Source organism: Haemophilus parainfluenzae (genome assembly GCF_003253005.1).
Lineage (GTDB): Bacteria > Pseudomonadota > Gammaproteobacteria > Enterobacterales > Pasteurellaceae > Haemophilus_D > Haemophilus_D parainfluenzae_M.
The window spans coordinates 168,354-194,726 of the sequence record NZ_QEPZ01000004.1; the positions used below are offsets into that span (position 1 = coordinate 168,354).

28 protein-coding genes are annotated in these 26,373 nt (G+C 39.0%); 18 read left to right on the top strand and 10 right to left on the bottom strand.

Translation table 11 applies throughout. The features are described 5' to 3' along the window. Positions 1-8 precede the first annotated feature (8 nt). Both DPV97_RS06525 and DPV97_RS06530 read left to right on the top strand, forming a co-directional pair. A complete protein-coding gene (locus DPV97_RS06525) occupies positions 9-623 on the top strand; it encodes a YfgM family protein (protein ID WP_070712762.1) in 615 nt (204 codons plus the stop codon). Positions 624-674: 51 nt separating this feature from the next. Then, positions 675-1,118, top strand: coding sequence for a methyltransferase family protein (locus DPV97_RS06530; protein ID WP_070712761.1), 444 nt, complete (start codon positions 675-677; stop codon positions 1,116-1,118). A gap of 54 nt (positions 1,119-1,172) precedes the next feature. Here the strand turns inward: DPV97_RS06530 and sodA are convergent, their stop codons facing one another. Then, complete coding sequence (gene sodA / locus DPV97_RS06535) at positions 1,173-1,820, bottom strand: superoxide dismutase [Mn] (RefSeq protein ID WP_070712760.1); 648 nt, start codon at positions 1,818-1,820, stop codon at positions 1,173-1,175. A 282-nt stretch (positions 1,821-2,102) separates the two neighbouring features. Between sodA and ccmA the strand changes: the two genes are divergently transcribed. From ccmA to DPV97_RS06595, 12 genes are all read left to right on the top strand, one after another. Beyond that, positions 2,103-2,744 carry a cytochrome c biogenesis heme-transporting ATPase CcmA gene (gene ccmA, locus DPV97_RS06540; RefSeq protein WP_070712758.1) on the top strand — a complete coding sequence of 214 codons (642 nt, stop codon included), beginning with the start codon at positions 2,103-2,105 and terminating at the stop codon, positions 2,742-2,744. Between the two features lie 6 nt (positions 2,745-2,750). Beyond that, positions 2,751-3,416: a heme exporter protein CcmB gene (gene ccmB, locus DPV97_RS06545; RefSeq protein ID WP_070712756.1), complete on the top strand. Its 666-nt coding sequence runs from the start codon at positions 2,751-2,753 to the stop codon at positions 3,414-3,416. A 68-nt stretch (positions 3,417-3,484) separates the two neighbouring features. After that, positions 3,485-4,225, top strand: coding sequence for a heme ABC transporter permease (locus DPV97_RS06550; protein ID WP_070712755.1), 741 nt, complete (start codon positions 3,485-3,487; stop codon positions 4,223-4,225). Positions 4,226-4,254: 29 nt separating this feature from the next. After that, on the top strand, positions 4,255-4,458 hold the full coding sequence (ccmD, locus tag DPV97_RS06555) for a heme exporter protein CcmD (RefSeq protein WP_005699972.1): 204 nt from the start codon (positions 4,255-4,257) through the stop codon (positions 4,456-4,458). Beyond that, positions 4,455-4,985 carry a cytochrome c maturation protein CcmE gene (ccmE, locus tag DPV97_RS06560; RefSeq protein WP_070712753.1) on the top strand — a complete coding sequence of 177 codons (531 nt, stop codon included), beginning with the start codon at positions 4,455-4,457 and terminating at the stop codon, positions 4,983-4,985. The genes ccmD and ccmE overlap by 4 nt, the downstream gene beginning before the upstream one ends. Then, a complete protein-coding gene (locus tag DPV97_RS06565) occupies positions 4,985-6,934 on the top strand; it encodes a heme lyase CcmF/NrfE family subunit (RefSeq protein WP_070712752.1) in 1,950 nt (649 codons plus the stop codon). Before ccmE ends, DPV97_RS06565 begins: the two co-directional genes overlap by 1 nt. A gap of 52 nt (positions 6,935-6,986) precedes the next feature. Then, positions 6,987-7,532 carry a DsbE family thiol:disulfide interchange protein gene (locus DPV97_RS06570; protein ID WP_049363723.1) on the top strand — a complete coding sequence of 182 codons (546 nt, stop codon included), beginning with the start codon at positions 6,987-6,989 and terminating at the stop codon, positions 7,530-7,532. Further along, positions 7,532-7,996, top strand: a complete 465-nt coding sequence (locus DPV97_RS06575; RefSeq protein WP_070712750.1) for a cytochrome c-type biogenesis protein — start codon at positions 7,532-7,534, stop codon at positions 7,994-7,996. Before DPV97_RS06570 ends, DPV97_RS06575 begins: the two co-directional genes overlap by 1 nt. Beyond that, positions 7,996-8,913, top strand: a complete 918-nt coding sequence (ccmI, locus tag DPV97_RS06580) for a c-type cytochrome biogenesis protein CcmI (RefSeq protein WP_070712749.1) — start codon at positions 7,996-7,998, stop codon at positions 8,911-8,913. Before DPV97_RS06575 ends, ccmI begins: the two co-directional genes overlap by 1 nt. Next, positions 8,913-9,311 carry an SMU1112c/YaeR family gloxylase I-like metalloprotein gene (gene gloA2, locus DPV97_RS06585; RefSeq protein ID WP_070712747.1) on the top strand — a complete coding sequence of 133 codons (399 nt, stop codon included), beginning with the start codon at positions 8,913-8,915 and terminating at the stop codon, positions 9,309-9,311. Before ccmI ends, gloA2 begins: the two co-directional genes overlap by 1 nt. Positions 9,312-9,330: 19 nt before the next feature. Further along, positions 9,331-9,924 (top strand): DUF8095 domain-containing protein, encoded by a 594-nt coding sequence (locus tag DPV97_RS06590; protein ID WP_070712746.1) that lies wholly within the window; start codon positions 9,331-9,333, stop codon positions 9,922-9,924. A gap of 5 nt (positions 9,925-9,929) precedes the next feature. After that, the gene (locus tag DPV97_RS06595) at positions 9,930-10,226 is read left to right on the top strand and encodes a hypothetical protein (protein WP_070712744.1); all 297 of its coding nucleotides are present in this window, start codon (positions 9,930-9,932) and stop codon (positions 10,224-10,226) included. Between the two features lie 57 nt (positions 10,227-10,283). On the opposite strand, the gene hda is transcribed toward DPV97_RS06595, so the two are convergent. The 6 genes from hda to DPV97_RS06625 form a co-directional block, all read right to left on the bottom strand. Next, positions 10,284-10,979 (bottom strand): DnaA regulatory inactivator Hda, encoded by a 696-nt coding sequence (hda, locus tag DPV97_RS06600; protein ID WP_070712742.1) that lies wholly within the window; start codon positions 10,977-10,979, stop codon positions 10,284-10,286. 71 nt (positions 10,980-11,050) lie between these two features. Continuing rightward, positions 11,051-12,298 (bottom strand): nucleobase:cation symporter-2 family protein, encoded by a 1,248-nt coding sequence (locus DPV97_RS06605; protein ID WP_070712740.1) that lies wholly within the window; start codon positions 12,296-12,298, stop codon positions 11,051-11,053. 120 nt (positions 12,299-12,418) lie between these two features. Next, positions 12,419-13,045, bottom strand: a complete 627-nt coding sequence (upp, locus tag DPV97_RS06610; RefSeq protein ID WP_005695610.1) for a uracil phosphoribosyltransferase — start codon at positions 13,043-13,045, stop codon at positions 12,419-12,421. Positions 13,046-13,166: 121 nt separating this feature from the next. Next, positions 13,167-13,505 carry a PM0253 family protein gene (locus tag DPV97_RS06615; RefSeq protein ID WP_070712739.1) on the bottom strand — a complete coding sequence of 113 codons (339 nt, stop codon included), beginning with the start codon at positions 13,503-13,505 and terminating at the stop codon, positions 13,167-13,169. Between the two features lie 182 nt (positions 13,506-13,687). Then, entirely contained in the window at positions 13,688-15,931 is a 2,244-nt protein-coding gene (locus tag DPV97_RS06620; RefSeq protein WP_070712737.1) for a nitric-oxide reductase large subunit, read from the bottom strand. Between the two features lie 332 nt (positions 15,932-16,263). Further along, positions 16,264-17,613, bottom strand: coding sequence for a GntP family permease (locus tag DPV97_RS06625; protein WP_049374633.1), 1,350 nt, complete (start codon positions 17,611-17,613; stop codon positions 16,264-16,266). A gap of 227 nt (positions 17,614-17,840) precedes the next feature. Between DPV97_RS06625 and DPV97_RS06630 the strand changes: the two genes are divergently transcribed. Further along, on the top strand, positions 17,841-18,371 hold the full coding sequence (locus tag DPV97_RS06630) for a gluconokinase (protein ID WP_239660608.1): 531 nt from the start codon (positions 17,841-17,843) through the stop codon (positions 18,369-18,371). Between the two features lie 47 nt (positions 18,372-18,418). Here the strand turns inward: DPV97_RS06630 and gntR are convergent, their stop codons facing one another. Both gntR and ffh read right to left on the bottom strand, forming a co-directional pair. Continuing rightward, positions 18,419-19,414 (bottom strand): gluconate operon transcriptional repressor GntR, encoded by a 996-nt coding sequence (gntR, locus tag DPV97_RS06635; protein WP_049385002.1) that lies wholly within the window; start codon positions 19,412-19,414, stop codon positions 18,419-18,421. 183 nt (positions 19,415-19,597) lie between these two features. After that, positions 19,598-20,989, bottom strand: coding sequence for a signal recognition particle protein (gene ffh / locus DPV97_RS06640; RefSeq protein ID WP_005698426.1), 1,392 nt, complete (start codon positions 20,987-20,989; stop codon positions 19,598-19,600). Positions 20,990-21,128: 139 nt separating this feature from the next. On the opposite strand from ffh, the gene DPV97_RS06645 reads away from it, so the two are divergent. From DPV97_RS06645 to selD, 3 genes are all read left to right on the top strand, one after another. Beyond that, on the top strand, positions 21,129-21,914 hold the full coding sequence (locus DPV97_RS06645) for a cytochrome C assembly family protein (RefSeq protein ID WP_070712736.1): 786 nt from the start codon (positions 21,129-21,131) through the stop codon (positions 21,912-21,914). Positions 21,915-21,992: 78 nt separating this feature from the next. Further along, positions 21,993-23,261 carry an HlyC/CorC family transporter gene (locus tag DPV97_RS06650; protein WP_049383316.1) on the top strand — a complete coding sequence of 423 codons (1,269 nt, stop codon included), beginning with the start codon at positions 21,993-21,995 and terminating at the stop codon, positions 23,259-23,261. A 62-nt stretch (positions 23,262-23,323) separates the two neighbouring features. Continuing rightward, on the top strand, positions 23,324-24,361 hold the full coding sequence (gene selD, locus DPV97_RS06655) for a selenide, water dikinase SelD (RefSeq protein WP_083313266.1): 1,038 nt from the start codon (positions 23,324-23,326) through the stop codon (positions 24,359-24,361). Between the two features lie 47 nt (positions 24,362-24,408). On the opposite strand, the gene DPV97_RS06660 is transcribed toward selD, so the two are convergent. Beyond that, positions 24,409-26,226, bottom strand: coding sequence for an AMP-dependent synthetase/ligase (locus DPV97_RS06660; protein WP_049369364.1), 1,818 nt, complete (start codon positions 26,224-26,226; stop codon positions 24,409-24,411). Positions 26,227-26,373 lie beyond the last annotated feature (147 nt).

Sequence of the window (26,373 nt, forward strand, 5' to 3'; positions counted from 1 at the left end):
ATAGGAAAATGGCATATACCATTGAAGAAGAACAAGAACTGAACCAGTTAAAAGAATGGTGGAAAGACAATGGCAAAACCATTATTGCCGCTTTTATTCTTGGTGTAGGCGGGATGTTGGGCTGGCGTTATTGGCAGTCTTATCAAGCCAATCAAATTATGCAAGCGTCTGCTGAATATGATGCGTTAGTTTATACAGCAAACAAAGATGCTGCAGCACAACAAGCTAAAGTAGCTGAATTTGTGAAAGCGCATGATAAAACCAGCTATGCGGTATTTAGCTTATTAGATGAAGCAAAAGGTTTTGTTGCAAAACAAGATTACGCCTCTGCTGAAAATAGCTTAAAACAAGCAATTGCTCAATCACAAGATGATATCTTAACTTCTCTTGCAGCGCTTCGTTTGTCTGCTGTGCAGTTCCAACAAGGTCAATTTGATGCCGCATTAGCAAGTCTAAATCAAGTGAAAAGCCAGGGCTTTAGCGCGCGTAAAGATCTTTTAGCGGGCGATATTCAAATCGCAAAAGGCGATGTGAATGGTGCTAAAGCAAGCTTTGAGAATGCACAAAAAAGCGGTAACCCGTTAGAAAAACAAATGGCGCAGATGAAATTAAATAATCTGTAATATTTTAATTAGCCCGAATTACTCGGGCTTTTTTATTGGATTTTTGATCTTATGATTCAGAAACCTATTGTGCCACCACCCGTCATTTTTATTGGCTGTGCACTTATCATGACATATTTACCTAATCCTTACCCTGTTACAATCAATATCGTGATAGCTTATCTGATTGCGTTGGCTTCATCTTTTGTTGGTTTTTTCAGTGTTTGGCAATTCTACAAAAATAAAGCCAATATTCATCCCATCCATTTAGAGAAAAGCAAAGTATTTGTGGTAAATGGTATTTATCGTTTTAGCCGTAATCCCATGTATTTAAGCTTAGTTGGCTTGTTAGTGGCATGGGCGTTTTATTTACAAAGTGCGGTTAGTTTTTTAGGTGTTTTTCTATTTATTTATCTCATCACACAATGGCAAATTAAACCTGAAGAATACTGGCTAGAGAAGAAGTTTGGTGAGTCTTATTTGGCTTATAAGAAAAAAGTGAGACGTTGGATTTAACCAATAAAAAAATCGCCTAAAAATAGGCGATTTTTTATATATTTTGAGAAGCTATTATTTCGCTGCACATCCGCAATCTGCTAATTTTTTAGCAAAACGTTCTGCAACAAAATCCCAGTTTACTACGTTCCAGAATTCTTTGATGTAGTCTGGACGACGGTTTTGGAATTTCAAGTAGTAAGCGTGTTCCCAAACATCTAAGCCTAAAAGAGGGAAACCCTCACAACCTGCGATTTCTTTACCCATTAACGGAGAATCTTGGTTTGCGGTAGAAACAACAGATAATTTACCTTGGTTGATCACTAACCATGCCCAACCAGAACCGAAACGAGTTGCCGCTGCTTTTTCAAATTCAGCTTTGAAGTTTTCTACAGAACCAAAATCACGTTCGATAGCAGCTTTTAAATCACCTTGTAGAGTAGTACCTTTTTTCAATGATTTCCAGAATAAGCTGTGGTTTGCATGACCACCTGCGTTGTTACGTAATGCGGTACGTTTTTCAGCTGGGATTTTGTCTAATTGGCTGATTAATTGACCTGAGCACATTTCAGAAAATTCAGCAGGTAAAGTTTCTAACACCGCGTTTGCATTGTTTACATAGGCTTGGTGGTGTTTAGTGTGGTGAATTTCCATTGTTTGTGCATCAAAATGTGGTTCTAACGCATCATAAGCGTAACCTAATTCAGGTAGAGTATAAGACATAATATGTTCCTTTTTTAAATGAAGTTAGGGTAATGTTTTTGATAAAAAACATCAAAAAGTAGTTAAATAGTAGCAGAAAATTTGATTTAGATCAGTAAATCTTTTAATTATTTGATTATCCGATGAATAGACTAGAAAAGCTTAATTTGTTTTAAATCAATAAACACACCAATCTACTTCTAAATAGTTATACCTTTTAGCCCTTAAAATCTCGTCAAAATTTCCCCTTGTGGTAGAATACCCGCTGATTTTTCACAAGATTTTATTTTTAAGGCTGAGGCTATGTTTCCTGCTCATCAACTTCAATTAGAACAATTAGCGTGCCAGCGTGGCGATCGTGTGTTGTTCACCGATCTTTCACTGCAATTTCAAAGCGGTGATTTCGTGCAAATTGAAGGGCACAATGGTATCGGCAAAACAAGTTTATTGCGCATTTTAGCCGGCCTTGCACAGCCTGTAGAAGGTAAAGTGCGGTGGAATTCAGACGAGATTACAAAACAACGCGAAGAATACCATTATCAGCTACTTTATCTCGGCCATCATTCTGGTGTTAAACCTGAATTAACGGCATGGGAAAATTTAAAATTTTATCAGCAGATTAGTCAAAGCCAGCAAGGCACCGATATTTTATGGGATGTGCTGGAAAAAGTGGGCTTACTCGGCCGCGAAGATTTACCGGCCGCCCAACTTTCAGCAGGTCAGCAAAAGCGAATTGCTTTGGCGAGATTATGGATCTCTGAAGCGCCACTTTGGATTTTGGATGAACCTTTTACAGCAATAGACAAAAAAGGGGTTGAAGTTTTGACCGCGATTTTTGAAAATCATGCTAAAAAAGGTGGAATGGTCATTTTAACGAGTCACCAAGAAGTGCCAAGTACGTTATTGAAAAAAATCAATCTTGCTGATTATAAATATAACTCTTAGATTTTTATGATATTTTTACAGATTATAAAGCGTGAGCTGAAGATTGCGACCCGTAAACAAGCGGAAATATTGAACCCGCTTTGGTTCTTTTTGATCGTGATTACGCTGTTCCCATTGGTGATTGGGCCGGATCCTAAACTCCTTTCTCGAATTGCACCTGGGGTTGCTTGGGTGGCGGCATTACTTTCTGCGTTGCTGTCTTTTGAGCGCTTATTTCGAGATGATTTTATTGATGGCTCTTTAGAACAATTGATGCTCACGGCTCAACCTTTAGCGCTAACGGCACTCGCAAAAGTTGTTGCGCACTGGTTATTAACAGGTTTGCCGTTGATTTTACTTTCACCTATTGCGGCTTTATTACTTTCGTTGGAAGTGAATATTTGGTGGGCGCTGGTGGTCACCTTGCTAGTGGGAACACCAATTTTAAGCTGCATTGGCGCAATTGGTGTGGCATTGACGGTGGGATTGCGTAAAGGTGGCGTATTGCTGAGTTTACTTGTGGTACCATTATTCATTCCGGTTTTAATTTTTGCCTCAGCAATTTTAGATGCCGCCGCATTAAATCTCCCTTATGGCGGACAGCTTGCTATTTTAGGTGCAATTTTGACTGGCGCGATAACTTTATCGCCTTTTGCTATTGCAGCAGCACTACGAATTAGTTTAGATAATTAATCATCATTACGGTGAAAGTGCGGTCAGATTTTTAACTGTTTTTTATTTTTTGGAATTAAGGATCTTTTATGTGGAAGTGGTTACATCCTTACGCAAAACATGAAACCCAATATCATTTATGTGGCAAATTAAGCCCATTTTTTGGTGCGATTGCGGTTTTATTATTGGCTGTTGGCATTGTGTGGGGCTTAGCTTATGCACCGGCAGATTATCAGCAAGGCAATAGTTTCCGAATTATGTATGTGCATGTGCCAGCTGCGATTTGGTCAATGGGCGTGTATGGCTCAATGGCGATTGCTGCGATTATTGCATTAGTTTGGCAAATTAAAGCAGCACACCTTTCGATGGTTGCCATGGCGCCAATTGGTGCGATGTTTACCTTTATCGCGCTAGTCACTGGCGCAATTTGGGGTAAACCAATGTGGGGAACCTGGTGGGTGTGGGATGCACGTTTAACCGCAGAACTCATTCTTTTCTTCTTATATATCGGTGTATTAGCCCTTTATTCTGCATTTTCTGATCGTGCGGTGGGTTCAAAATCAGCGGGAATCTTGTGTATTGTTGGCGTAGTGAATTTACCAATTATTCACTTTTCCGTAGAGTGGTGGAATACTTTACATCAAGGGGCAAGTATCACGAAGTTTGAAAAACCGTCTATTGCAACGCCGATGTTGATTCCACTGATTTTATGTATTTTTGGATTTTTATTTTTATCCATTTGGTTTACGCTCGTGCGTTATCGCGTTGAATTGCTGAAAGAAGATAGCAAACGCCCATGGGTAAAAGAGTTAGCAAGTAAGCTAAAATAGTTTTTCATTTTTATTTTAGGGAGCGGAAAATGTTTTTCCAAAGTTGGAGTGATTTTATCAATATGGGAGGCTACGGTTTTTATGTGTGGCTTTCCTACGGCATTAGCCTTGTGGCAATGATCATTTTGGCGATACAAAGCGTCAAGGGACGTAAAGCGGTGTTAAAAGAAGTGTTACGCGAGCAACAACGTGAAGCTCGTTTAAACCAAGCAAATAAAGGAAATACACTATGAATCCAAGACGTAAATCAAGACTCTCTATCATTATCTTTGTGATTTTGGGTATTTCGATTGCAACAGGTTTAGTCCTTTATGCACTTCGCCAAAATATTGATTTATTTTATACGCCATCAGAAGTCATTGAAGGTAAAGAAGGCAAAGCAGATCAAAAACCTGAAGTAGGGCAACGCATCCGTGTAGGTGGCATGGTTGTGGAAGGCACAGTAAAACGTGATCCAAAAAGCTTAAAAGTTCGCTTTGACTTAAATGATATTGGTCCATCTATCAGTGTAGAATATGAAGGTATTCTTCCTGATCTTTTCCGTGAAGGGCAAGGTATCGTCGCGCAAGGCGTATTAAAAGAGCCTACTTTATTAGAGGCGACAGAAGTACTTGCTAAACATGATGAAAATTATGTACCACCTGAATTAGGCGAAAAAATGCAGAAAGTACATAAGCCAATGGGCGCAGAGTTAAAAGGCGAAAGTGAAGCTGATCGTCGTTATAAAGAAACTCAGCAAAAACCGCAAGAAGGTCAATAATGATTGCTGAACTAGGAAATTATGCGCTTGCTTTAAGTCTTGCCGTTTCATTCTTTTTAGCGATTTTCCCATTATGGGGCGCAGAAAAAGGTCACCCTCAATTAATGTCATTGGCTCGTCCAATGACTTATGGTTTATTTTTCAGTTTAACCATTGCTTTTGCGGCATTATTCTATCTATTTGCTGTTAATGATTTCAGTGTGCAATATGTGGTAAATAACTCTAACAGCAGTTTACCGATTTATTATCGTTTATCTGCGGTGTGGGGTTCACATGAGGGCTCATTATTACTTTGGATTTGGTTATTAACACTTTGGGGCGCAGCCGTAGCCTTATTTAGCAAACACTTGCCACAAGAAGCCGTAGCTCGTGTGTTAGGTATTATGGGGATTATTAGCATCGGCTTTTTACTCTTCGTCTTATTTACCTCAAATCCATTTACCCGTACATTCCCTGATTTCCCAGTAGATGGCAGAGAACTCAACCCGATGTTGCAAGATGTGGGCTTGATTTTCCATCCTCCATTGCTTTATATGGGATATGTTGGTTTTTCTGTGGCTTTTGCCTTTGCGATTGCCTCATTAATGACAGGGAAATTAGACTCCGCTTGGGCAAGATGGTCTCGCCCTTGGACGATGGCAGCTTGGGTCTTTTTAACACTCGGAATCGTGCTCGGTTCTTGGTGGGCGTATTATGAGCTAGGCTGGGGTGGCTGGTGGTTCTGGGATCCTGTAGAAAACTCCTCTTTAATGCCTTGGCTTGCAGGAACCGCATTAATCCACTCTTTATCGGTGACTGAAAAACGTGGCTCTTTTAAAGCTTGGACTGTGCTTTTAGCAATCCTTGCTTTCTCACTTTGCTTACTGGGTACGTTCTTAGTTCGTTCTGGTATCTTAGTGTCAGTACATGCCTTTGCTTCAGATCCTACACGTGGTTTATATATTCTTGCTTATTTGGTTGTGGTAATTGGTGGTTCTTTAACCTTGTACGCTTACAAAGGCAACCAAATTCGTTCGCGTGATAATGCAGAACGTTATTCTCGCGAAACCTTATTGTTATTAAATAACATCCTATTAATGACCGCACTTTGTGTGGTGTTCTTAGGGACGTTATTGCCATTAGTTCACAAACAATTAGGTTTGGGCTCTATTTCGATCGGTGCGCCGTTCTTTGATCAAATGTTCCTGATTATTATGACCCCATTTGCCTTATTACTAGGTATTGGGCCATTGGTTAAATGGCGTCGCGATCAGTTCTCTGAAATTCGTACACCGGTTGTAGTGAGTGTGATTGTGATGGCGATTGCAGGCTTTGCCTTACCATATTTCCTACAAAATAAACTCACTGTTAGTGCGGTGCTTGGTACTATGATGTCTGTCATTATTGTATTACTGAGCCTCTACGAAATGAAACAACGTGCAACACACCGTGAATCTTTCTTTAAAGGTATTACCAAGCTTTCCCGTTCCCATTGGGGGATGATTTTGGCTCACCTTGGTGTAGCCATGACAGTTTGGGGAATAGCCTTTAGCCAAAACTTCAGTGTGGAACGTGATGTGCGAATGGCTGTTGGTGATACAGTGCAGATTGCTAATTATGACTTTAAATTTGCTGGCGTGAGTGATGCAAATGGACCTAACTATATGGGCGGTCAAGCACGAATCGACATTTCAAAAGAGGGTAAGCCGGAAGCAACATTATTTGCTGAAAAACGTTTTTATACCGTCAGCAAAATGCCAATGACGGAAGCGGCAATTAATTGGGGCTTTACTCGCGATCTGTATGTTGCTTTGGGCGAAAAGATAGATGATAACTCATGGGCGCTACGCCTTTACTATAAACCTTTTATCCGTTGGATTTGGATTGGAGGATTGTTTATGGCATTAGGTGGTTTGCTCTGTATGTTTGACCGTCGTTATCGTTTTAGTCGATTAGTTAAGCAGTCTTAATTGTAATAAGGGGCGCATTGCCCCTAGAAATAGATGTGAAATTGATAGTGTTATGAATAAAAAACTACTTATCCCACTTATTGTTTTTCTTGCGGTAGCTGCAGCTTTTTTAGTTCAGTTAGGACGCAATGCACAAGGTGATGATCCCAAAGCGTTAGAATCTGCTCTTGTGGGGAAACCTGTGCCACAGAAAATATTAACGGATTTATTGGAAAATAAAACCTACGGTAATGAAATTTTCCAACAAGGTAAACCGGTTCTCTTAAATGTGTGGGCGACTTGGTGTCCAACTTGTTATGCAGAGCATCAATACTTGAATCAATTGGCTAAACAGGGCGTAACAATCATTGGTATCGACTATAAAGATGAATCACCAAAAGCTGTAAAATGGCTAAAAGATTTAGGCAATCCTTATAGTCTTGTGCTTAAAGATGAGAAAGGTTCTTTTGCATTAGATTTAGGCGTTTATGGCGCACCGGAAACATTCATTGTAGATGGCAAAGGCGTGATTCATTATCGCTTAGCGGGTGATGTGAATGAACGCGTTTGGAATGAGGTTTTAAAACCGATTTATGACAAACTCGCGGAGAAACCATAATGAAAAAATCATGGATTTTTTTAACCGCACTTTTTATGAGCCTCTCTGCGACAGCTTCTATTGATGCATTGAATTTTGCCTCACCGGAGCAAGAAAAGGATTATCATCAATTAACGCAAGAGCTTCGTTGTCCTCAATGTCAAAATAACAATATTGCAGATTCGAATGCAACTATTGCTGTAGATATGCGTGGCAAAGTATTTGAATTGTTGCAAGAAGGCAAGAAACGAAGTGAAGTCGTTGATTATATGATTCAACGTTATGGCAATTTTGTGACCTATGATCCACCAATGACGACGTCAACAATCGTATTATGGATTGCCCCAATTTTGTTAGTGTTGATTGGCATTTTATTTATATTTAAACGTAAATCAAAAAGCCCAAGTGCGGTCAATTCTGACGCGATTTTAGATGATGAAGAGAATGCACGTTTATCGGCTTTACTCAAAGAAAAGGATAAATAATGAATTTTGCATTAAGTATTATTGTGCTCACTTTAGTCGTGGCATTGATTTGTTTTTATCCCTTGCTGTGTTCTGTTAAAGCGAAAGAAGATAAAAAACGTGATGAGTTAAATAAAGCATTGTATTTTTCTCGCTTAAAAGAGATTGAGCAAGATAATCAGCAAGGTTTAGTTGAGAATGTTGAACAACTCAAACAAGAGCTACAGAAAACATTATTGGAAGATATTCCTCAACAAGAAACACAAGCCATCGATAAAAATGCCAAAAATTACGGTAAGTTGTGGTTTGTTTCTGGTTTATTAGGTTTGGCCATTATTGCATCGGGAGCTTATTTCCCTCTGGGATCTTGGAAAGCCGAGGATATGATGGAAAAAACATTGGCAAAATTACCTTACTTCTTTGAACGAATCAAAGAAGAAGACACAAACCCAATGACGGATGCAGAAATGCGGCAATTTTCGACCGCTCTTCGTTTGGATTTACAAAAAACTCCAAAGGATGCTAAAAAATGGTGGTTGTTAGGTCAGGTAGGAATGAATTTAGGTAATGGAAAATTAGCCTTTGATAGCTACCAACAAGCGAATAAACTTGAGCCGGATAATTTAGATTATAAGCTTTCTTATGCACGTATGTTAATGTCTTCTGAAGATCAAACGGATAAACTGAAAGGTAATCAGCTTTTACGTGAGATTATTCGTCAAGACCATTCTAATCCTGAAGCCTTAAGTTTACTGGCTTTCAGCTATTTTGAAGGTGAGGATTATAAAATGGCAGCAGTAACCTGGGCAATGATGTTACGTTTATTGGAGCCGGATGATCCTCGGGTGCCAATGCTTGAGAAGAGCATTCGTGCTGCACGTGATGCCCTTGCTTTACAGGAAGAAGAAAAAGCAAAAAGTGTCACACCGGAGAAATAATGAAATCTCAATTATTAGGTTTTCACCATATTGCAATTATTGCTTCGAACTATGCACGTTCGAAGCATTTTTATATAGATATTTTAGGGACTAAAAAGCTAAATGAAACTTATCGGGCAGAACGAGATAGTTATAAATTAGATTTAAGTTTTCCTGATGGGAGTCAAATAGAGCTATTTTCTTTCCCAAATCCGCCTCAAAGAGTAACCAACCCCGAAGCTTGTGGTTTGCGACATTTAGCATTTAAAGTCGAAAATATTGATGAATATGTCGCTTATCTTTTGGAAAATAGTATTGATTGTGAACCAATTAGAGTTGATGAATTAACAGGAATGAAGTACACTTTCTTCAGAGACCCAGATTATTTACCTATTGAATTATACGAAAATAATTATTAACGTAGAAAATCAAATTATTATGAGTCATATTAAGAAAAAAATTGGGATTTACTCTTTTTGTGTTTTAGCATCATCAGTTGTTTTAGCCGAAGGTAGTAGTGTTGTATATGCAACCAAAATGACAACTCCTGAAAATCATGTCGCTGTGAATATTTCTGAGAGCAACGTAACAGAGACAGTAAAATATATTGATGGAAAGGCGAAGAGAAGTTTAGATCCTACATCTGAAAAAGATATGGCAGAGTTGGCCAATAGTGTTGAGTTTGAAGTATATAAATTTAACGAGAGTGCTTCTTCAAAAACAACTTTTCTTTCACCAGCCGGGATTTGTAGAGGGTTTAAGAGTGATGATGGCGTAGATGTAACAAACTCAAGCAGCTATTATATTAAGCCTAATGATGCAAGTGAATATTATGGCAGCGTTTTAGGAGCGACAATTTATAAAAAAGGTGAAACGAAAAATTCACAGTATGTTCCTGTTTATGCAATAAAGAATGCCAATGTTGCAAAATACATTGAAAAAAATGAAGATCTAAACGTTAGAAAAAAAGCTAATGAGCGGATTAAAGAAGGCAGAGAAACACTTAATAAAGAGGTTTGTAATAAAAGGTAAAATTTATGAAAAAATTAATCTCTATTGCGGCATTAGCTGTTTTGACAGCTTGTACCGCACCTCAAGAAGCTTCTAGCATTGGTAATGGAGCAGCAGTGTATGATATGAACGCAGTGCAGGATTATAATACTCGAGTAATAAGTGGTAACACTGTTACTGCTCGAGAAAAGGCGAGAGTCGCACAAAGAGATAGTGTTCCAAATGAAGTGAATGCAAGCGATCATCGTCCAAAATCAACTGGCTATTCTCGCTATCCTGTAGCGATTATGCCTGCATTTGGTTATTGCCATCACTGCTGGTAATTAAATGACTAAAAAAATTAACCGCACTTGAAAAAGTGCGGTTATTTTTTTATCTGTTTATAAGCCTAAAATAGATTTCACAAAAGGAATGGTCAGGTTTCGTTTAGCTTGCAATGAGGCTTTATCGAGTTGAACTAACGCCTCTTTTAATGTCGCCATATCTCGATCTAGACGAGTAAATATAAAATTGGCAGTATCATCTGAAAGCATAATACCGCGCTGATGGGCATTTTGTTTCAATACAGCGAGTTTTTGTTCATCGCTGAGTGGAATCAATTGATAACTTTCTCCCCATTTTAAGCGAGAAGCAAGATCTGGTAATTTAACGGGGAGAGCAGTTGGAGATTGAACTGCACTGACAACCAATAATGTTTTGCCATTGGCTTTAATACGATTAAAGAGATTAAATAAGGCTATTTCCCATTCTGAATTTCCAATAACCGATTGCAAATCATCCAGGCAAATCAATTCTTGCTGTTCTAAATTTTCAAAAACAGCCGTGGAGAAATATTGTGATTTGCTCAATGGAACATAAATCGCACTACGTTGTTGCTGAATATATTCATTACAGAGTGCGCGTAGAAGATGAGTTTTTCCGACGCTTTGGTTTCCCCAAAGGTAGAAGAATTGTTGCTGTAAATCAGTCATATTTTGACGCAAAGAATTGAGCAATAATGCATTATTATCGCTATAAAAATTCTCAAGCGTTTCATCATCAATTTGATGAATAGGTAAAGAAAGTTGCTGATTCACGGATTAACGAGTTGATTTAAAATAAAAAAGAAAGGGCTAAATTTTCATTTAACCCTTTTGTTTGGGAAGTTTTATTCTACTTCATTTTTTGCTTTTGGCAAAATTAAGTTCAGTACAATAGCAACGATAGCACAAAGGCTGATACCTTTTAGGGAAACAGCATCGCTGACGTTGACAAACATATTACCGATCCCGAAAGTCATTACCACAGAAATGATGCAAAGATTGCGAGGTTCAGTCACATCCACTTTACCTTTAATTAAGGTGCTCATCCCAACAACGGCAATTGAACCGAATACTAACATCATAATGCCACCCATTACGATGGTCGGGATAGTAGAAAGGAATGCACCTACTTTACCACAGAAGGAAATTGCAATTGCCCATATCGCTGCCCAAGTCATAATATTGGGATTAAAGTTGCGAGTTAGCATGACAGCACCTGTTACTTCAGCATAAGTGGTATTTGGTGGACCACCTACTAATGACGCTGCAGCCGTTGCGACACCATCGCCTAATAAGGTGCGGTGTAAGCCAGGTTTTTTAAGAAAATCTTTACCTGTTACAGAACTAATTGCCATAATACCGCCAACGTGTTCAACGGCTGGTGCGATAGCAATGGGTAGCATATAAAGAATGGCTTCTAAATTAAATTCTGGTTTAGTTAATTGGGGTAATTCAAACCATTTTGCGTCTAAAACAGGTTGGAAGTTAATTAAGCCTAGGAATAGACAAACCACATAGCCAGCAACGATACCAAACATAATTGGAATCAGTTTCATCATACCTTTAGCAAATACCGCAACAGAAAGGGTAGTGACTAAAGTAATCATAGAAACCAATACAGAGTGCTCATAGCTATATGCACTGTTTTTACCTAATGCCATATCCACAGCAACGGGGGCAAGCCCCATACCAATAATGATAATTACGGGACCAACAACAACAGGCGGGAAGATGCGCTCAAGTGCAGCACTACCGCGTAATTTTACTAAGGTTGATAGTGCGAAATAGACTAAGCCTGCACAAGCAAGTCCACCCATTGTGGTTGGGATGCCCCAAGTTTGTACGCCATATTGAATAGGCGCAATAAAGGCAAAAGAGGAGGCCAAGAAAATAGGGATTTGTTTACCAGTACAAAGTTGGAAAAGTAGTGTACCGATACCCGCGGTAAGAAGAGCTGTATTAGAATTTAATCCAGTGATTAAAGGAACTAATACTAAGGCGCCAAAGGCCACAAATAACATTTGTAAACCGACAAACGCTTGTTTGCCCATGCTTTGCACCTCAACAGGTGCGGTTGTAGTTTGATTACTCATTTAGTTTCAACTCTCGGTTTGAATTAACTGAAAGTGCGGTCGGTTTTAATGCTTTTTTAGCTTTTGTGTTTTCACGCACGGAAAAAAGACGGCTATAAATGCCGTCTTATTAAAAGGGAATTATTTCGTCCCAAAAATCTTATCGCCAGCATCACCCAAGCCAGGGATGATGTAGCCTTGTTCATTTAAGTGATCATCAATCGATGCGCAATAAAGTTCGATATCTGGATGTGCTTTTTCTAATGCTTTGATCCCTTCAGGCGCCGCGACTAATACTAATACTTTGATGTGTTGGCAACCTTTTGCTTTTAATAAATCAATTGTGGAGATCATTGAACCACCGGTTGCGAGCATTGGATCCACAACGATAGCTAAACGTTCTTCTAAATCGCTCGCGAGTTTTTGGAAATAAGGAACGGGTTCAAGGGTTTCTTCATTACGATAAATCCCAACCACACTGATACGAGCACTTGGCACATGTTCTAATACACCATCCATCATGCCTAGGCCAGCACGTAAAATTGGTACAACAGTAACTTTTTTACCTTTGATACGTTCGATTTCAACTGGGCCATTCCAACCTTCAATAATCACTTTTTCTGTTTCAAGATCGGCAGTGGCTTCATAGGTAAGTAAGCTACCCACTTCAGTTGCAAGCTCACGGAATTTTTTGGTATCAATATCAGCTTCGCGCATCACGCCTAATTTATGTTTAACAAGCGGATGTTTAACTTCAACGAGTTTCATCTTTTTTCTCCCTTTTAAAAAACAAATTGAAGAATTCTATATCAGAAATATTGAATTTCCTAGTGTTTTTATTATGACAGTTCGGTATAAAAACAATGATAAAATTGACCGCACTTTGTTATTAAATACATCCACCACAGCTCCCACAGCGCCAATCTTCCTTATTCACCGCTTTATAGAATGCTCGTATGGTTTCTTCTTCTAAAGGGATATTGTGCTCGATAAAAACATCAGAAAGCCAATCGATGTTTTCCACAATCCAATCATCTTCCATTAAGCCTTCTCGGTAAAGCTCATCTTCGGGATCCATAAAATTATAAATATTATTTGTTCCCATATCTTTATCACGGTGTTCAAGTGGCAGTACTACAGGTAAACCAAGATAAGTAATGTCCCAATGACCTAGACATAGCGTATTGCCCTTTGATGACCAACTCGCGTTGAATGGATTATTACTCATGTTGAAATGTTATAAAAAAAGTTGAAGGTATGGAGAGTATAGATCTAAAGACAAATTTAATCATACTTAAAAGAAGGTAAATAGTTTGATGGAGATCAAAGTGCGGTCAGAAAATTTAACGGATTTTTCACAAATAAAAAGCGGCCAGTTATTTAGCCGCTTTTGCATGATAATAAACCTAGTTAAGCTATTTTTTTCGGTTTAAAGAAAATCATCGTAAAGATTTGCCAGAAGAAGGCGAGTGCACCGAAGATGAATACCACGTCACCACCTAAACGAACCCAACGTAAGGTATCGAATAATGGTTGTTGCATAAATTCTTCACTACGTGCATACCATAAGCCTTCAGAGATACTTGCATATCCTTGAATAACACCGATAGGTAATAAGCTTGATACGATCATTAACACTAAACCGCCATTTAACAACCAGAAGCCCCATTTCATTAATTTATCGTTAAATGGTGTATCTGGGCGTAAGTAACGAGCAATTAAGAAGACGAAGCCTAATGCTAAGAAACCATATACACCGAATAATGCAGCGTGAGCATGAACGGCAGTGGTATTCAAGCCTTGGATATAGTAAAGCGAAATTGGTGGGTTGATTAAGAAACCAAATACGCCAGCACCTAGCATATTCCAGAATGCTACAGCTACGAAGCAGTAAAGAGGCCATTTTAAGCGATCCATCCAAGGTGCTTTTTGTTTCATTGCCCAGTGTTCCCAAGCTTCATGACCTAATAACACTAATGGAACTACTTCAAGTGCAGAGAATGATGCACCTACTGCGATAATCGGAGTTGTTGCACCTGCGAAGTATAAGTGGTGGAAAGTACCTGGGATACCACCGATTAGGAACAATGCCGCTTCAGTAATGGTTGCCACAGTCGCAGTACGACGTGAAACTAAACCTAAACTTACGAAGATGAATGAAAGTGCCGCTACAGAGAATACTTCGAAGAAGCCTTCTACCCATAGGTGAACTACCCACCAGCGCCAGTATTCCATCACAGAAATGTGAGTGTGCTCGCCATAGAATAATGCAGGGCCATAGAATAAACCGATCGCAATTACGGAAGCGAAGAATAATGCCAATAAGTTTTTATCACCCGGTTGTTTAAATGCGTTCACTGTACCGCGAAGCATTAAGACTAACCAGAATAAGATACCTGCGAATTTCACTGCTTGCCAGAAACGACCTAAGTCAATGAATTCATAGCCTTGGTGACCGAACATGAAGCTCCATTCTTCTGGAAGAATATGCGCAATCGCTAAGTAGCTACCAGTGAATGAACCGACGACTAATACCACTAATGCCCAGTAGAGAACATCCACACCCAATTTTTGGAATTTCGGATCTTTTCCGCCATTAATGATTGGCGCAAGGAATAAACCACCAGCTAAGAATGCCATTGCAATCCAGAATAAGGCTGCTTGAATATGCCATGTACGTACTAATGAATATGGGAAGTATTGAGAAATATCAATACCATAGAACTCTTGACCTTCAACCGTGTAGTGTGCGACAACGGCACCTAATGTGACTTGCAAGAGGAAAAGTGCAAGCACAGTGAAGAGGTATTTACCTAATGAACGTTGAGAAGGGGTAAGTTGTAATTTTGTGAGCGGATCGAACTCAGGTGTAGGTGGTTCTTTTTCATCTTCACGTTTTTTGAATGACCAAATCCATACCACGAAACCAATACCTGCAATGAGGAATACCACACTCGCAATAGACCAAATGACGTTTTCTGGAGTTGGCACGTTATTAATTAACGGCTCGTGTGGCCAGTTATTGGTATAACTTGCATGAGTATTTGGACGTTCAGCAGATGCAGTCCATGCGGTCCAGAAGAAGAATTTAGCTAAGTCTTTACGAGCTTGTAAATCAGGAAGAGTATTATCCTTCATTGCAAAGTGTTCACGGGTCACTTTGGTTGCAGGATCATCACCGTATAAAGAGATGTAGTATTGTGCTGTTTTTTCCATTGCCGCTAAACGGGTGTTTGAAAGCACAACGGTACCGTTTTCAACTTTGCTACCACGATATTCTTTGGTTAGACGCGCTTTTAATAAGGTTTGTTGTTCATCATTTAAATCAGCGAAGTTTTTACCAAATTCTTGATTCGCTGTAATATCCAACCAGTTAGTTAATTCACGGTGAAGCCAATCTGCCGTCCAGTCTGGCGCTTGGTATGCACCATGACCCCAAACTGACCCGACTTGCATACCACCAGTGGTTTGCCAAGCGGTTTGACCATGTAAAATATCATCGTGAGTAATCACTTTTTCGCCAGATTCAGAAACATATTGTTGCGGAATTGGTGGTGCTTCACGATAAACTTCGAACCCATAGTAACCGAGAATGGAGAAGGCTCCAATCAATACGGCGACTAATAGGTACCAGAACTTTTTATACTGTCCCATTTTATCACTCCTAGATTATTAGAAAATATCACTTCCTGATGATTAAATGTCGTAGATAATCATCAGAACCTAGATTCTACGCCAAGTAGAATACCTGAGCAATTATATCTGGTATGTTTTACCAAAATTACCTAAAATTGAGTAATTTAATCAGGTAATGGAGAATGCAGAGCAAAATAATGTGTTTCTTTGGTGATGAATGACGTTATTAAATTTAAAAGGAAAGGATAGAGGCTAAGAAAAATCAACCAGATTATTAAAGACTGAGCTTTACGATGGTAAAGCTCAGGATGGAAGATATTAATTTTTAGAAAATAGGTTTTATTTAGAGACTAGAGAATGATACTTCCAATTAATGCAATAATAAAACCTACGACACCGATTGAGGTTTCGAGTAATGTCCATGTTTTTAAAGTCGTTTTTGTATCCATTTCTAAGAAACGACTGATTAGCCAGAAACCTGAGTCATTTACGTGAGAAAGCACAGTAGCCCCTGATGCAATAGCGATCACAATAAAGCAAAGATCAAATTGGCTTAAGTCAGTTGCCGCAGCAACGGTAGGAGAAATCAGCGCAGCTGCTGTGGTTAAAGCAACGGTTGCTGAACCTTGTGCGACACGCATTACCATAGCGATAACGAAAGCGGCAACAATGATCGGCATTCCTGTATTGGAAAGCATCGTAGATAGCACATCGCCAATACCACTGGCACGTAATACACCACCAAACATTCCGCCTGCCCCCGTAACAAGCACGATAGAACAGATAGGGCCCAAGGCATTATCACAAATTTTTTCAATTTGTTCATAACTACGTTGGTCTTTTAGTAACAGAATTGCGACGATTAAGGTGATTAACAGTGCAACAGGTGTTTTACCAATTAAGCGAAGTGCTTCAACCCAGGTTTGTGATCCATCAATGACTTTTGCCACGCTTAATGTATTTAAGCCAGTGTCTAATAAGATCAACAGAATTGGCAGTAATAATATTGTTATTACACGGGCAAAGCTCGGTGGATTTTGCACAGATGTTTCACTGATTGCAGTGGCATTTAAAAATGCTTTTGGTAAATCAATATGAACTTTCTTGCTGATGAATAGGCTAAATAAATAAGTACCGATATACCATGTTGGAATCGCACAAATTAAGCCCACAATCACCAATAAACCGATATTCACACCTAATAAATCACCAGAAGCTACTGGACCAGGATGCGGAGGTAAAAAAGCGTGCATTACAGCAAATGCGCCTGCAACAGGAAAGGCATAACGTAAAACGGAGCCACCAAAACGTTTAGCGACACTAAAGACGATAGGTAACATCACGACAAGCCCCGCATCAAAGAAAATAGGGAAGCCAAAAAGTAGTGCAGCAACACCTAATGCAAAGGGGGCTTTTTTCTCTCCAAATTTATTGATTAGTGAATCTGCAAGCACTTTGGCTCCGCCAGTAATTTCAAGAAGTCGACCAATCATTGCACCCAAACCTACCAATAAGGCAACTGCTGCCAGTGTATTACCAAATCCACCTAGCAAGGTTGGCAGGATTTTATCTACCGGAATCTGAGCAGCGAGTGCGGTAAGTAAACTCACAATAATTAATGCCACAAAAGCATGAACTTTGAATTTAATAATGAGTAAAAGTAGCAATAAGATTGCTACGATCATAATTGCAATGAGCATGGTTGTTCTCCGAATTGAATTGTTACCCGTAACATACGCTTGATTTAACATTTGGTAAACGATTACTTTTCAAAATTGTGATCTCATTCACATTATTTTTATCTTTAAAAGTGCGGTTAATTATGGTGATGAATTTATTTTGTGATCTTGATCACAAAATAAAATGTTACTGGTAACATTTCGTTTGTAATTAGAGTATGGTAAATGAAAATTTGAAGAGGTGTATGATGAATCATAAACAAGAACAGATGGGAAAAAGTTTTATTCTAATGGGCGTATCAAGTACGGGGAAAACCTCCGTAGGAACAGAGGTAGCTCATCGTTTAGGAATAAAATTAATTGATGGTGATGATCTTCATCCTAGAGCGAATATCATCAAAATGAGAGAGGGGCATCCGTTAAATGATGAAGACCGCGCGCCTTGGTTGGAGCGTATTCGTGATGCAGCATTTAGTCTAGAGCGAAAAAGTGAAGTGGGGATCATTATTTGTTCTGCATTAAAGAAAAAATATCGCGATCTCATTCGTGAAGGGAATGGAAACGTAAAATTCTTATTTTTAGAAGGCACTTTTGAACTGGTACTTGAGCGAATGAAACAGCGTAAAGGGCATTATATGAAAACCGATATGCTAAAAAGTCAGTTTGAGACATTGGAAGTACCTGGCCAAGATGAACCAGATGTTATTCATGTTGATATTTCTGGTCGTTTTGAGCAAGTGGTTGAACGCTGTGTAGAGGCATTAAAACCACTGATCTAAAATAAAAGAAGTGCGGTCAAAATATTAGTATTTTTTGATCGCACAGCTTATATGCTTTCACCTAAATGGATTTTAAATCCTAGATCAATTATTTTTTCTTTTAGTGGCTCTTTATTCAGTCTCGCTAACAATTCTTGTGCGGCAAGCTTGCCAATTTCTAAACGAGGGGTCATAACAGTTGCGAGCTGAGGTGTGACCGAAAAGCCTACGTCATGTCCATGGAACCCTGCAATTGCAATCTGTTGAGGCACAGCAATACCTAATCGCTGGCATTCAAATAATGCACCAATCGCTAAGTCATCATTTGTACAAAAGATCCCGTTTGTTTCAGGACGTTCTTCTAAAATTTTACGTAGCTGCTTTCCACCCAATGTGAAAGAAGAAGCGGCTTCAGTAATCAAACTATAAGGTTCTAACCCATATTTTTTCATGGCTTGTTCATAACCTTGCATTTTTAATTGGGTTCGCTTATCCATTCTTGCCGTGAAATAGACGATATTTTTATAACCACGCTGAATCATGGTTTCGACCATAGCTTGTGCTGCAACAACATTATCAAAACCAATGACTTGTTGAATACCTGCTTGTGAGCTATCCATGATTTCAATGACTGGAATATTGGCGATTTCAATCATTTTAAGCGTACGTAAAGAGTGGTAGTTTTCCGATAAAATTAATCCATCCACATTGTAAGAAAGTAAACTTTCAATACGTTCTTCTTCTTTTTTGACACTATATCCGTAGTGCGCAAGCATCGTCTGATAACCCGCAATATCGGCAACTTGCTCAATGCCTTTTAATACATCAGCAAATACATGATTAGTTAAAGAAGGGAGTAACACGCCAATAGCTTTACTTTTTGCATTAGACAAAATTTCTGGTGCACGATTAGGGATATAACCAAACTGCTCAATGGCTGCAGCGATACGTTGTTGGGTATCTTTGGCAACAGAATCAGGATTGCGTAAATAACGGCTTACCGTCATTTTAGTCATCCCAAGATGGTCGGCAATATCTTGTAAAGTAGGGCGTTTTTGTTTCATTGAAATGAGTAATTATGAATATTTTGTAGGAAAGTATAGCAAAAAACATTTAATTTTTTGACCGCACTTTCTATCAAAAATAAATTAATTTTGAGTAAAAATAATTGAGTTCTGTAATATACAGAACTCAGAATATTATTAATTGATCTATTTGATTTTATAGGTTGATCTTGTATAAACAAACTAACGTTTAAACATACCGCCTAAACCACCAAGGCCACCTAAGCCGCCTCCACCCATTAAGCCTTGCATACCGCGCATCATCTTCGCCATTCCGCCTTTGCGCATTTTCTTCATCATACGTTGCATTTCGTCAAATTGTTTCAGCAGCTTATTCACATCTTGAACTTGTGTGCCAGAACCTAATGCAATACGACGACGGCGAGATCCTTTGATAATATCTGGATTTGCACGTTCTTTTAAGGTCATGGAATTAATGATGGCTTCCATTTTGATAAACATTTTATCATCTACTTGATTTTTTACATGATCCGGTAAGTTTTTCGCACCCGGTAATTTTTCAAGCATTGACATCATGCCGCCCATTTTTTTCATCTCGCGGAGCTGTTCACGGAAATCATCTAGGGTGAAATCATCACCTTTCTTGAATTTCTGTGCCATTTTTTCCGCTTTTTCGCGATCCACAGAACGTTCAAGATCTTCGATAAGGGAAAGCACATCACCCATACCTAAAATACGGGATGCTACGCGATCAGGATGGAATGGCTCGAGGGCTTCTGTTTTTTCACCCACACCAAGGAATTTAATCGGTTTGCCTGTGATTTGACGGATAGATAAAGCCGCACCGCCACGGGCATCACCATCCACTTTGGTTAAGATAACCCCGGTAAGTGGCAAAGCTTCATTGAAGGCTTTTGCAGTATTTGCCGCATCTTGACCAGTCATCGCATCAACCGTGAAAAGCGTCTCAATTGGATTTAATGTTGCATGAACTTGCTTGATTTCATCCATCATCTCGCTATCAACGTGTAAGCGACCCGCGGTATCCACGATTAATACATCGTAAAATTTGAGTTTAGCGTCAGCAAGTGCCGCTTTTGCAATCTCTACCGGTTTTTGTTTGACATCAGATGGGAAGAAATCCACGCCAACAGATTGTGCTAAGGTCTCAAGCTGTTTGATTGCCGCAGGACGATATACGTCGGCAGAGACTACAAGTACTTTCTTTTTATGACGTTCGCGTAAGAATTTTGCTAATTTACCCACGCTGGTGGTTTTACCCGCACCTTGTAAACCAGCCATTAAAATGACTGCGGGTGGCTGTGTTGCTAGGTTTAAGCTCTCATTGGCTTCACCCATTGCTTTTTCGAGTTCACGTTGAACGATTTTTAAGAACTCTTGGCCTGGTGTTAAGCTTTTATTGACTTCTTCGCCTAATGCGCTTTCTTTTACTTTGGCGATAAATTCACGTACGACAGGCAACGCAACGTCAGCTTCTAACAATGCCATACGCACTTCGCGTAGGGTTTCTTTAATATTATCTTCAGTTAAGCGACCTTTACCGCTAATGTTGCGTAGCGTTTTGGAAAGGCGATCCGATAAATTCTCAAACATTTTAAATCCTGTTTTTTCTTAAAAAATTGCCGTGATTATACCGAAATTTGGGCGTTTTTCATCATTTCAAATAAAATTATGGCGATCTAGAGAAAAGATCCGTTAAAATAAGAATAATTCCTAGTAAAGAGAACGCATTATGTGGTTTGCCCTTTTTTCGATTATTTTTTACATTCTTAGTCTATTGCTGATCGCTCCGTTTTTGATGAACTCATCAGAAGGGAAGTTGAGTCAAAGCAAAATTCCATTTTTTCTGACCGCACTTGCCGCAATTATTCTGCATGCAGTCAGCACTTTCCCTTTGTTAGAGGATTTGGCCTCTGGGCAGAGTTTTACGCTAATGGAAATCGCTTCCTTAATGAGCGTAATTATTGCTGCCTTAGCGACGCTTTCAATGTTTCTGGTTTCTACGATGTGGTTTGTTTTACCTATCGTGTATGCGTTTTCGATCATTAGCTTGATCTTTGCGACATTCTTATCAAGCCATATCATTCAGATGCTTAATCAAAATACATTGATGCTGTTCCATATCGGTTTGTCGCTGTTTACCTATGCAGTTTGTTTTATTGCAACGCTTTATGTGATTCAGTTGGTCTGGTTAGATCGCAATTTGAAAAAACGTAAAATTCAATTTTCGCCAGCAATTCCACCATTAATGGCGGTAGAACGTCATTTCTTCTGTTTATTTGCGATGGGAGAAGTATTACTGACGCTGACTTTAATTTCTGGTACTTACCATGTATTACAAGCGGTGACCCTAGAAAATATGCACAAAGCGATTTTCTCTTTCCTTGCTTGGATTAGTTTTGGTATTGCTTGTTTTGGTCATTGGCGACTAGGCTGGCGTGGAAAAAGGATGATTATTTACGCAATTTCAGGTATCATTCTGCTCACGATTGGCTATTTCGGTAGCCGTTTGATTTAATCGAAATCAAAGAACAGGTAAAAAGTGCGGTGAAAATAACCGCACTTTTTGTTGATTAACGAACAAAAGGATTTACCCTTGGACAGTATCCCCCTTAGTACTTTATTTATTACACTCATTATTTGTTTAGTTTTATCAGCCTATTTTTCCGGCTCAGAAACCGGATTACTCTCTCTCAATAAATATCGCCTTCGTTTTATGGCGGAACAAGGTAATAAAGGCGCGCAAAAAGCAGAAAAACTGCTTGAGAAGCCAGATACCTTGTTAAGTTTTATTCTGATCTTTAATAACCTTGTTAACATCAGTGCTTCAGCTATTGCAACCATGATTGGTATGCGTTTATATGGCGATGCGGGTGTGGCTATTGCAACAGGTTTATTAACCTTTGTGATGCTTGTTTTTTCTGAAATTTTCCCTAAAACCGTCGCGGCAATGCACCCTGAAAAGGTGGGATTATTTTCAAGTCATATCTTGGTCTTGCTATTAAAAATATTTTATCCGTTAGTTTGGTTAATGAATCTTTTCACGAAGACATTAATGCGAATGGTGGGTTTAAAACCTGATATGCAAAAGCAAGTGATTAGTCGTGAAGAACTCCGTAGTATCGTATCGGAAGCGGGAGAGGCCACACCCGATGAACAGCATCCACAAATGTTGCTCTCTATTTTAGATATGGAAACGGTGACCGTCGACGATATCATGGTGCCACGTAATGAAATAGCAGGGATTGATATTGATGACGATTGGAAAGCCATTATGCGACAGCTTAATCATGCACCACATAACCGAATTGTGTTGTATAAAGGCAGCCTTGATGAGCAAGTATTAGGGATTTTGCGTGTGCGTGAAGCGTTTCGTTTGTTATTAGAAAAAAATGAATTTACTAAAGAAACCTTATTACGTGCCGTCGATGAAGTGTACTTTATTCCAGAAGGGACGCCACTGAAAACACAATTAGCGAATTTCCGTACGAAAAAAGAACGTATTGGTTTAGTGGTGGACGAATATGGTGACATTAAAGGACTAGTCACGCTTGAAGATATTTTAGAAGAAATTGTGGGTGATTTTACAACCACTACTGCGCCGACTATTGAACAAGAAGTCGTTCAGCAATCTGATGGTTCGATGATTATTGAAGGTTCGGCAAATCTTCGTGATTTGAATAAAATGTTTGGTTGGGAATTAGATACAGAAGATGCACGCACCTTTAATGGTTTGATTCTCGAGCATCTTGAAGATATTCCTGATGAAGGAACGGTTTGTGAAATCAATGGCTTAAGAATTACTATTTTAGAAGTCAGCGATAACATGATCAAGCAAGCAAAAGTGGAGAAGTTAGCCTCCTAAATACGGCTTTTTCTGACCGCTCTTTTGTTTAATTAGTACGTTATTTTTACAAAGGATTGAATATGACGGATGAGATTCGTTTAACACAATACAGCCACGGCGCAGGTTGAGGCTGTAAAATTTCGCCTAAGGTGTTAGGGACAATTTTACAGACTAAACTCGAAAAATTTGCTGACCCCAATTTATTAGTGGGAAATGAAACAGCGGATGACGCAGCGGTTTATGATCTTGGTAATGGTACTGCAATTATCAGTACCACGGATTTCTTCATGCCGATTGTGGACGATCCTTTTGATTTTGGTCGTATTGCTGCAACCAATGCCATTAGTGATATTTTTGCAATGGGTGGTAAGCCGATTATGGCAATTGCCATTTTAGGTTTCCCGATTAATAAATTGCCGGCAGAAGTGGCACAGAAAATTGTTGATGGTGGCCGTTTTGCTTGTCATCAAGCGGGGATTTCCCTTGCAGGAGGACACTCGATTGATGCGCCAGAACCTATTTTTGGTTTAGCAGTAACAGGCGTTATTGCAACGGATCGTGTAAAACGTAATGCCTCAGCAGAAGCGGGGTGTAAGCTTTATTTAACCAAACCATTAGGTATCGGTGTGCTGACTACTGCAGAGAAAAAAGGCAAATTAAAACCAGAACATCAAGGCTTAGCAACGGCGGCAATGTGTCAAATGAACCTGATTGGTAGCCAATTTGCGGAAGTTGCTGGTGTAACCGCCATGACGGATGTCACTGGTTTTGGTTTATTAGGACACTTAGCTGAAATCTGTGAAGGCTCAAACTTTAATGCAGTTGTGCATTTTGATAAAATCAAATTATTAGATGGCGTAGCTGATTATATTGCTGAAGGTTGTGTACCAGGTGGAACCAACCGTAACTTTGAAAGCTATGGTCATAAAATCGGTCCTCTTACGGATTATCAAAAGGCGGTGCTTTGCGATCCTCAAACTTCTGGTGGCTTGTTGATTGCGGTTAAACCAGAAAGTGAGGCGGAAATCTTAGAGATTGCGAAAAAAGCCGGTATTGAGCTTAGTGAGGTTGGGGTATTGAAACCTCGTCAAGCTGGTGTATTAGTAGAAGTCGAATAAATCATTTTCGTTAAAATAAAAGTGCGGTGAAATTCACCGCACTTTTTTTATTCTTTATTTTCCTTGTTTTCTTTGTTGTTGGAGTACATCGAGTCAATAATATGACGATAGCGTTCCATAATCACTTTTCGGCGTAATTTTAGCGTAGGCGTGATTTCACCGAGTTTGACGCTAAATGCTTGAGAGAGTAGCGTAAATTTCTTCACTTGCTCGAAGTGCGCCAATTCTTTTTGAAGACTTTCGATACGTTGTTCAAACATCTTGATAATTTCAGAGTGTTTGAGTAATTCCATGCGATCTTGATACTTAATATTCAGTTTTTTCGCATATTCTTCTACGCTATCAAAACAAGGCACGATCAACGCTGAAACATATTTTTTTGCATCAGCAATAATTGCAATTTGTTCGATAAATTTATCTTTACCAATTTTACCTTCGATATATTGCGGCGCAATGTATTTACCGTTAGACGTTTTCATCAATTCTTTAATGCGGTCGGTAATAAATAAATTACCTTCAGCATCAAATTCACCGGCATCTCCCGTTTTTAAGAAGCCATCTTCAGTGAAGGCTTGGGCCGTTTCTTCAGGTTTTTTATAGTAGCCTTTCATCACCATGCCACCACGAACCAGAATCTCGTTATTTCCCCCAATTTTAACTTCGGCATTTGGCATTAATTTACCAATAGAATTTGGATTAAAATGATGGTCATCCCAACAAGAAACGGTAGCTGTGGTTTCAGTCATGCCGTAACCAAGTTTGATATTAATCCCAATACTATGGAAGAAAAGCCCAATGGTTGGTTCTAATTTTGCACCACCGCAAGGCATCATTTTAATACGTCCGCCTAACAATGAACGCAGTTTAGACAGTACCAGTTTATCAGCAAGCGCATAGCGTTTTTGCAAGAAGAACGGGATTTTTTTATTTTGAGAGAGAAGATCAAAACGTTTTTGCCCCACTGCAATCGCCCAGTGGAAAATCATCTGACGAATAAAAGGGGCTTTTTGTACTTTATCAAGCACGGCAGAATAAATTTTTTCATAGAAACGCGGTACTGCACACATAAAGGTTGGGCGCACTTCTGTTAATGTTTCACGTACTTGATTGGTATCTTCGAGATAACAAAGGATTGCTCCACGATGTAACACATAGGCAACCCAAGCTCGCTCAAAAATATGGCTAAATGGTAAAAAAGAAAGTGAAACCTCATCTTGATTAACATCTAATGCAATATCATGGGCTTCAAGTTGATGAGCCAAGTTATTGTAATCGAGCATTACGCCTTTCGGTTCACCTGTTGTGCCAGAGGTGTAGATGATCGTGAATAAATCATCCATCGTTTTATTTGCCAAGCGAGTTTCAAATTCAGTCTGAAATTCGGCTGTACTTAATTGAATTAAATCTTCCCAATGGCAAGAAAGAGTGTTTTCACTCAGTTGAATTTGTTCTTTCATGGCTACGATTTTTTGTAATTGTGGACACTGATGCGCAATTTCTAACGCTTGATCATATTGTTCTTGATCGCCAACAAACAGAATTTTGACATCGGCATGATTTAAAATAAATTCTGCCTGTTGTGCCGTATTGGTTGCATAAATTGGAACGGTGATAGCTCGGACTTGAAGTGCCGCAATATCGGCGATTGTCCAACGTGACATATTGTGCGCAAAAATTGCAATTTTATCTTGTACTTGAATATTGCAAGCAAGAAAAGCTAATGAAAGCTGATCAAGCTGTTGTTGGAATGAGTTCCATGAAATATCTTTCCACAAGCCATTAATTTTATGGCGAAGTGCGGTTGCATTTTGACGAGTTTTTGCCTGCTGGCGAATTCGATTGACGAAATGACGTTCTAAATTCATATAAGCCTTATTTGAGCGAACAACTGTACGCTAATATAAACGAAATAAATTTAAAATCTAGTAAAATGTTATTATTTTGTGAATATAGAATAAATAATAGACATATTATTTTTCTATTTTTATATTGAAATGAGCAATAAAGAATAT